A 7,850-nucleotide genomic window follows, 5' to 3' on the forward strand; every position below is an offset into this window, starting at 1 on the left:
GAAACTCACTCTCGCCGAGCGAGCGCCGGACGCATCTCGCCTGCATCCTCGTACCCCTCATCCGTCAGCCTTCGGCTGCCACCTTCTTCCGCAAGGGGAGAAGGGAGGTTCAAGCGATCCTTCGCCCATCCAGCGCCGCCAGCGTCAGCGGCGCCCGGCTGGGCACGCCCACGCCGATGGACAGGCGCGCTGTCAGCGGTCCCACGGCCTCCGAGCGGCGCTCCTGCGCCACCACGGACTGGTAGAGGCCGATCAGCCGGTCCGGCGTGCCGTCCGGGCGGCGCATGGGGGCGATGACGATTTCCAGCGCGCCTCTCAGCCGCGCGGCCTCGGCCACCATCACGACGGGGCGGGCCTCGCGAAAGGTCTGGATCACGGCGGCGGCGACCAAGGGGCGGCTTTCGGGCGCCCAGAGATCCAGCCAGGAGACGCCGCGCATCGACCGGCCATGGAGGGTCTCGATCCAGCCGCCGGCCAGCCGGAACGCCGCCCCCTCGGCGGTGCGGTCTGCGGTGAACAACTGCGGGACCAGCCGGCCCATCCGCATCGGCTCGAAATCGGCGCGCGCGGGAATTCGGCCGGCCTCGGGCAAGGCCGCCCAGTGGTCGATCAGAGTTTGCGTGCCGGTATGGAACATCGCTCTCGCCTTCGAGCGATGTGGCGCAAGCCCCGGACCAGCCGCGCCGCGAGCGATAGGGCGACAACCCCGCCCTCAAGCAGCGAGCGGCCGCGCCGCGAGCGTTAGGGCAAAAGAACCTCCCTAACGGAAACGAAACACCTTTGCCGCCAGATGTCAGGTTGAACCGGTCCGCGTCTCGCGCGGCGCCGTCGATTGTATACAGGAGGCCTGCCCATGCGGGTGCGGATGAAGACCTGGCTCGCGGCCGCCGCCGCCGGCATCGGCCTGTGGGGCATCGCCACCGCGGCCGGGTCGGCCCAGTGCACCTCGGGCTGCCAGCCGCCCCCGCCGCCGTGCGACCTGGGCTGCAACCCGCCGCCGCCTCCGCCCCCTCCGCCGCCCCCGCCGGATTGCTGCACCCAGCCGGGGCCGCCGGACTATCCGAGGCCGGGCGACATCAACGTCAACGTCAACGTCAATGCGAACGCCAACGCCAATGCGGCGGCCCGCGCCGGGCTGAACGCCCGCGTCGGCGGCTACGGCAATCTGCGCGGCGGTGGCGGCGGCTCGGCCTATTTCAGCGTCGAACAGCCTTATCCCACGGTCATCCAGGGCCTGAACGTCGAGGCCGGCGCCGTGTCGACCGTCGTCCGTGTCCCCTACGAAGCCCGTCGTCGTTGGGAAAAGCGTGTCGTGATCCAGGCCTTCTGCATCGACGACCGCAACATCCCGCACCCGGCGTCCCAGGTCATTCCGGACCGCGACATCGCCGAGAGCTATGAGGGCGAACTCTATCGCTGCATCGCCGGCACCCATCTGCAGGTCACCTGGTCGGAATGGTCCAGCCAGGCAGGCTACAGCCAGGGCGGCTATGGCCAAGGCGGTCCGGGCGGTCCCGGCGGACCGGGCAGCGGCGAGACCTTCGCCTGCGACAAGGGCTACGCCCTGTGGCGGTCGCGGACGGGCGAGATCATCTGCCGCGTCCAGCGTCAGGAGCGCGACTGCAACGAGCGTTCGCTGCTGCGTCGCTACGGCGCCGGCATGAAGGTCGTCACCTGGGTCCGCGAAGAGACCTACACCGAATACCGCGAGGAAGTGGTCCAGCAGGCCGGCTCCTCCATCGTCGGGGCGACCCTGATGCTGGACGGCGGCGTCGGCGGCCGGGTGTTCTGATTTCAGCGGTCGCCAAACCCTGAACGCCCGACAACGGGCCGTTCAGGCCGGACGCATCGTCCGGGGCGTAAAGTTCGATCGTCGGTTCATCGCCGGCGATCCTGAGTGAAGACTTGGCCCCGGAGTGTAATCTCCGGGGCCATTTTTCCTTACTGGGCCGGGGCGTTGGTCGAAACCACCGAGGCGCGCCAGGCCTTGTCGTCCACCAGCCAGCGCCGGGCCGCCGCCTGGATGTCGGCGACGGTGAAGCCCTCGATGTCCGAAAGCTGGCTGGTGATCTGGGCCACGCTCTCCGAATCGGCGGCCACATCGGACAACTGGGCCGTCCAGTATTCGTTGCCGGCCTGGCTGCGGCGGATGGCTTCGATCTGGGGCGCACGGGCGCGTGTCAGTTCGTCTTCGGTGATCGGCTCGTCTCGCAGGGAGGCGGCGATCGCGTCGACCGCCTCGAAGAACTTCAGCTGGTTCTCCGGCGTCGTCTGGGCCGTGACGGTGATCGAGCCGTAGCCGGCGTAGACGTCGGACGACGAAGCGTTGGAACTGGGCGAATAGGCCAGGGCCTGACGCTCGCGGATCTCATCCAGCACGCGCAGTTCCATCACCGCCGACAGCAGGCTGGCGAGACGGGCGTCGGTGCGATCGTGGATCTGGTCGGTGGTGGGCCAGGCGACATAGCCCAGGGCCTGTTCGGCCGGGCCGGTATGGCGCAGGACGATGGGCTCCGCCGTGCCGTCCGGGAAGCGCAGCACGTCCGCACCGGCCGCCGGGGTCGGGAGGGCGGGACGGGCCGGCAAGGCGGCGAGGGTCGAACCGACCGCCGCGACGGCGTCGTCCACCGTCACGTCGCCGACCATCACCACGCTGACCGGGCCCTTGGCCATGTCGGCGGTCAGGCCGGACTTCAGCTGGTCCATCGTCCAGCCGGCGATGTTCTGGGCCGTGGGGAAGGTCTGACGCGCGTCACCGGAGGCCAGAAGGCCCGACGACTGGATGCCGAAGGCGCCGGCCGGGGTCGCCATCTGCTGGGCGATGATCTGCGGGAACAGGGCTTTGATCTGCTCGAACGGCGCCGGACGCAGGCCCGGATCGGTCAGATAGGCCGTCAGAACCTGCATTTCGAGCGTCAGATCCTGGGGCCGCGTTCCGCCGGACAGACGATAGGCGTCTCCCTCGACCGCGAAGTTGGCGCCGTAGATCCGGCCGCTCAGCACCCGGTTCATCTCGTCGGCGGTCAGACGGCCCAGGCCGCCTGCCGTATAGACGAAGCCCGCCAGGCTCTGCGGATCCGGGCGGTCCGTCGGCAGACCCCGCTCGCCCAGACCGGTACGGACGCTGATCAGGATCTGTTCGTCGCGGAAGGTCGTCGGCTTGACGGTCAGCGTCGTGCCGTTGGCGAAGGTGACGACGGTCGCGCCGATCTCGGCGATCTCGCGACGGTCGGTCGGCTGGGCGGATGCGCCGAACTCGGCATAGGGCCACTCCATCGCGGCCTGGACCGCGGGCGCCGTCACAGCCATGGCTTGCGAGGCCTGAAGCAGGGCGGTGACTCCTTCTTCGCCGCCTTCGACCGGCTCGGGCGTGACGACCAGGACCAGCGGGCCCTGACCTTCGAACGCGGTCTTCACGGCCGTGTTGACGGCGTCGGGCGTCACGCCTTCGACCGCGGAGTTGAAGATGTCGAGGTTCGTCTGGGGCGAGGAGAAGACCCTATCGTCGTTTGTCGCGCCGAGGAGGCCGTTCACCAGGGCCGGCGTCGTCCGCGTCGCGGCCGAGGCGACCGCATTCTGAAGCGCGGTGCGCAGGTCGGTGATCTCCCGCTGGATCTCGGCTTCGGTAACGCCGAACTCCTGCAGGCGGCGGGTCTCCTGCTCGATGGTCTGGAGCGCGCGGGGCAGGCCGCCCGGATTGAAGCTCGCCGAAACGCTGCCCAGATCGAGGCTGTCGAACAGGGTCGAGGAAGAGGCTCCGGCGCCGATGAACGGGGGATTGTCGGCGCGGGCCAGTTCGCCGAGGCGACGGTTCAGCACGGCCAGACCGAGGTTGCGTCGGATACGCGACTGGCGCTCCGCCACCGTGTCGGGGTCCAGGTCGGGAGCGCGGGTCCAGTTGATCTGCACCGAGGACTGGATGCCCGGCTCGACCAGGATGCGGGTCTCGGGGCCACGCGGGGCGACCTGGCCCAGGTCCGGCTCAGGACCGTCGGCGGCCTTGGGCTCCCAGTTCTCGAAGGCGCCGCGGATCTTGGCCTCCATCTGGTCGACGTCGAAGTCGCCGACCGCCAGCAGGGTCGCCCGCGAGGGACGGTAGTAGGCCTCGTAGAACTCCACGAAACGCTCGCGCGGAGCGGTGCGGATGATGTCCATGTCGCCGATGGGCAGACGGTTGGACATGCGCTGACCGGGAGCCAGAAGGGCGAACTGGGCCTTGGCGGATCGCAGGCCCGGCGTGTTGCGGGTCCGCTCCTCGCCGACGATGACGTTGCGTTCGGCCTCGATGTCCTCGGGGTTCATCAGGGCTTCGGAGACCTGCTCGCGCATGATCCGCAGGGCCGTGTCGACCGTCTCGTCGTTCGTGCGCGGCAGCTCCAGCTGGTAGAAGGTCTGGTCGAAGCCGGTCGCGGCGTTGGTGTCGGCCCCAAAGGCCAGGCCCAGGCGCTCCAGAATCCGCAGCAGTTCGTTCTCCGGGATGTTGGTCGTCCCGTTGAAGGCCATGTGCTCCATGAAGTGGGCGAGACCCTGCTGGTTGTCGTTCTCCATAAGGGAGCCGGCGGCGATCCGCAGGCGAAGCGAGGCCTGGCCCGGCGGCGTCGCGTTCCTCAGGATCGCATAGCGCATGCCGTTGGGCAGGGTCCCGAAGCGGACGTTGGCATCGACCGGGATATCGCTGGCGACCTGGGGCCAGGGCGCGGACGGCGCCGTCTGGGCGGCGGCGGGCAGGGCGCTGAGGAGCGCCAGCCCGGAGGCGGCGACGAGCAGAAGACGGCGGGCGTTGGACATTGAGGCTCCGGTGGAACTTCGCCGCCCCGGACGAGCGACGAACAGACGTGACTTTACGAACCGTGCGGTGTCCCGCCGGTTGTCGTCAACATCGCCTTGAACCGGCGCGGGTGTAAAATGAACTTTACGTCACGATCCCGGGCGGGAGACGTAGAAGGTCGCCGAGTTTCCGATGGCGTTGGCGCTCGTGGCCACGGACCGGCCCGTGCCGCGGATGGTGGTAGAGGCCGTGGCCGAGACGGCGCCCGAGTTCGTCTGGGCGTTGGTCACGTCCATATAGCCGTTGCACTGCGAGCAGGCGTAGCCGGTGACCGAGTTGCCCACGGCCTGGGAGGCGACACGGACGTCATAGCCGTTCGTGCCCTCGAAGGTCGAACTGACCTCGACGCCGCCCGAGTTCACCTGGGAATTGTCGATCTCCAGATAGACGTCGTTGTTGCCGATCGAGACCTCGTTGCCCGTCCCGTAGGCGTTGGCGGTCGCCGCGCCGAAGTCGTAGCTGGTGACGCGGCTGGCGGTCTGGATCTGCGACAGGTTCGACTGGTCGGTCAGGACGACCGCCGATCCCCCCTGATTGTAGAGGATGGCCTGGTTGCCCGTGGCGCGCGCCCGGCCGGCCAGGTCCCAGGCGTTGCCGGAGTTGGCGCTGGTCGAGGCGGTGACCTGATCCCCCGCCTGACGCTGGCGGATGGCCAGGTTCTGGCTGGAGGCGAGGCCGGAGTTGACCGAGACCGTGTTGCCCGCCGACTGGCTGATGAACTCGGCCGTCTCGGGGATGTACTGCGTCCCGGCGAAGTTCGAGGCGCGGACCCCGGCCGAGGAGTTCTGGACGATGACACCTTCGACCCGCGAGCCGCTGGCGCCCAGCGAGGTGGTGTTGGCGATGGCGGTGACGCCGACCGAGGCCCCGCCGATCAGACGCGCCGACGATCCGGTGATGACCGACGAGGCGGTGACTTCCGACGGGGCGACCGTCTGGCTGGCGTCGACGGTCAGGTTCGCGCCATAGGCGCCGGCGGCCAGATAGTTGCCCCGCGCCTGGGTCTCGGCGTTGACCGGCCCTTCGGTGTCGCCCGTCAGGGTCAGGGAGGTCGTCGCGCGCGTGTTGCCGCGCATCGTCTGTTGCGAGGACAGGTCGATCGCGCCGTTCTGGACCGTGCCGGACGCGGTATTGCCCTGGGCGGCGACGTTGACGCCGACCTCGCCCGTGGCGTCCTCGACGTTCAGGGTCTCGCCCGCGATGACGTCGCCGAGCTGAAGCTGCTGGTTCAGGACGATCGAACGGTCCTGAGCGAAGGCCTCAGTAGCGGCTACGACGCACATCGCCGTCGCGGCGATCGTGCCAGCGAGACGGTTCGGCGCGTGTCTGGCCATTGTTCGTTCCCGTATTGTCGTAGGCGGCGTAGTAGCCGCCGGTCGGACCCACCGGATTCAGCGGGTCGTTTGAGGCGTCGAGGCAGACTTCCGGTCCTGGCGCGCCATACAGATTGGCCATCATTTCCAGCGTGCCGCGTTCGATCAGCGCACGCACAGCCAGCTGGACCGGCTCCATGCCGCCGGTGCCCGCCGAGACGTCGATGACGTTGCCGTTCAGGAAGTCGAACACGCCGGCTGAGACTTCCCGGCCGATGATCTGTTTCTGGTACGAAATGACATCGACCACTTCCTGGGTCGTCGTCTGAACCAGACGCAGGTCCATGGCGATGTTCATCACATAGACCTTGCCCTGGATGATGCCCGAGCCCGGCCGATCGGAATCCGTTTCCCCGACCCCGGCGTCGAAGCCAGCCGAGCGGATGTTGTAGTTCACCTCGGTGATGCCGCCGGCGACATAGAAGTCCGAGCCCGGCACCTGGCCCGCCAGAATGCGGCGATACTCGCCGCCCGGAGCGCCGCTCGGGTTCGGATCGCCGATCAGCCGATTGTTGGCGTAGCGGAGTTCCATCTCCGAGATGGAGGTGTCGTAGCGTTCGACGATCTGGGCGCCGGCTTTGGCCAGCGCCGACATGGCCATCAGCGAGGCGCCCTGGGTGATCTGACGACCGCCGTCGGCGGAGACCGAGCCGGTGTAGTCGCCGATCCGACCCACGGCCAGACGAGGCGAGGGCAGGTTGTAGCGTCGCGCATAGTCGGCGAGGCAGTAGAGCGCCGTCGAATAGGGCGTCGGATTGGACGTCACCGGCGCATTGCCGATGGGCGTGGCGTAGAGGCCGTTGGGTCCCGCCACCGGACTGACGCAGGCGGACAGAAGGGCGGCGACCGCAACGGCGACGACGCCGCTCCGAAGCCGGGGACGAAGCGAGCGCGCGATCATTCGAAGCCTGTCAGAGTGCCGGTCAGGTCCGTTCGGGCACTGACATTGCCCGTATTGGTCTGACGCGAGTTGACGATGACCGTGTTGTGGCTGCCCTGGACCACCACGTTCAGATTGTTGCCGATGGCGGTGGAGCCCGCGATCGCGCCGGGGCCGGACCCGCCGGCGCCGGAATAGGTGTTCGAAACCCCGCCGGACTGGCGGGAATAGGCCGAGGCGCCGGCCTGGATGATGCCGTCGACGATCAGCCGGTTGCCGTTCTGATCCCGCGTGGAGCCGGTCTGGGCCGTCGTCACCGACTGACGCGCCCCGCCGTAGCCGCTCTGGAAGGAGGACATGCCGGCCGAGCCGGTGTTCTGGGCGAAAGCGATGCCGGGCGTCGCCAGGGCGACGGTCAGCAGGGCGATGGACGTCCTCTTGAAGGGCATTTCGGCCAATCCCACGCGAACACGGTTAACGACCGCCAGGATGCGGTCCGCGTGCCAAACTGCGTTAAGGTTATTAAGAACCACTTGAGATCGCTGGCCCCTTTCCGCATTTGAACGGGATGGAGCCGCAGCCCGACCGATTCGCCGGTCCGCCCCCGAAGGAGCCCGTGTTCAACGCGCCGCTGCTGGCCGTGCTGTTGGCCGTCTCGATGCCGCTGCTCTACTTCTTCCAGGAGCGGTCGGCCGACAACTGGATCGGCCTGGCGTTCCGGCCGATCGACCTGAGCGAGGGGCGCTACGGCGGCCTGGTCACCTCCATG

7 protein-coding genes (1 of these 7 running past the window's edge) are annotated in these 7,850 nt (G+C 68.6%); 2 read left to right on the forward strand and 5 right to left on the reverse strand.

Going from position 1 to position 7,850, the window contains the following annotated elements:
• Positions 1 to 109: 109 nt before the first annotated feature.
• Positions 110 to 637 carry a PAS domain-containing protein gene (locus ACETK8_RS06695; RefSeq protein WP_374038736.1) on the reverse strand — a complete coding sequence of 176 codons (528 nt, stop codon included), beginning with the start codon at positions 635 to 637 and terminating at the stop codon, positions 110 to 112.
• Positions 638 to 853: 216 nt separating this feature from the next.
• On the opposite strand from ACETK8_RS06695, the gene ACETK8_RS06700 reads away from it, so the two are divergent.
• Complete coding sequence (locus ACETK8_RS06700; protein ID WP_374038737.1) at positions 854 to 1,792, forward strand: hypothetical protein; 939 nt, start codon at positions 854 to 856, stop codon at positions 1,790 to 1,792.
• 149 nt (positions 1,793 to 1,941) lie between these two features.
• Here the strand turns inward: ACETK8_RS06700 and ACETK8_RS06705 are convergent, their stop codons facing one another.
• The 4 genes from ACETK8_RS06705 to hfaA all read right to left on the reverse strand — a co-directional run bounded on the left by ACETK8_RS06705 (position 1,942) and on the right by hfaA (position 7,530).
• Positions 1,942 to 4,788 (reverse strand): M16 family metallopeptidase, encoded by a 2,847-nt coding sequence (locus ACETK8_RS06705; protein ID WP_374038738.1) that lies wholly within the window; start codon positions 4,786 to 4,788, stop codon positions 1,942 to 1,944.
• Positions 4,789 to 4,917: 129 nt separating this feature from the next.
• Positions 4,918 to 6,162 (reverse strand): holdfast anchor protein HfaD, encoded by a 1,245-nt coding sequence (hfaD, locus tag ACETK8_RS06710; RefSeq protein WP_374038739.1) that lies wholly within the window; start codon positions 6,160 to 6,162, stop codon positions 4,918 to 4,920.
• Complete coding sequence (gene hfaB / locus ACETK8_RS06715; RefSeq protein WP_374038740.1) at positions 6,089 to 7,102, reverse strand: holdfast anchoring protein HfaB; 1,014 nt, start codon at positions 7,100 to 7,102, stop codon at positions 6,089 to 6,091. The genes hfaD and hfaB overlap by 74 nt, the downstream gene beginning before the upstream one ends.
• Positions 7,099 to 7,530 carry a holdfast anchoring protein HfaA gene (hfaA, locus tag ACETK8_RS06720; protein WP_374038741.1) on the reverse strand — a complete coding sequence of 144 codons (432 nt, stop codon included), beginning with the start codon at positions 7,528 to 7,530 and terminating at the stop codon, positions 7,099 to 7,101. Before hfaA ends, hfaB begins: the two co-directional genes overlap by 4 nt.
• Before the next feature lie 167 nt (positions 7,531 to 7,697).
• On the opposite strand from hfaA, the gene ACETK8_RS06725 reads away from it, so the two are divergent.
• Positions 7,698 to 7,850: the beginning of a rhomboid family intramembrane serine protease gene (locus ACETK8_RS06725; RefSeq protein ID WP_374038742.1), read on the forward strand. Its footprint extends 492 nt past the window's final position; the window shows 153 of its 645 coding nt (coding positions 1-153); the start codon lies at positions 7,698 to 7,700; the stop codon falls past the right edge of the window.

Source organism: Brevundimonas staleyi (assembly GCF_041893865.1).
In the GTDB taxonomy this organism is placed as follows: Bacteria; Pseudomonadota; Alphaproteobacteria; order Caulobacterales; family Caulobacteraceae; genus Brevundimonas; species Brevundimonas staleyi.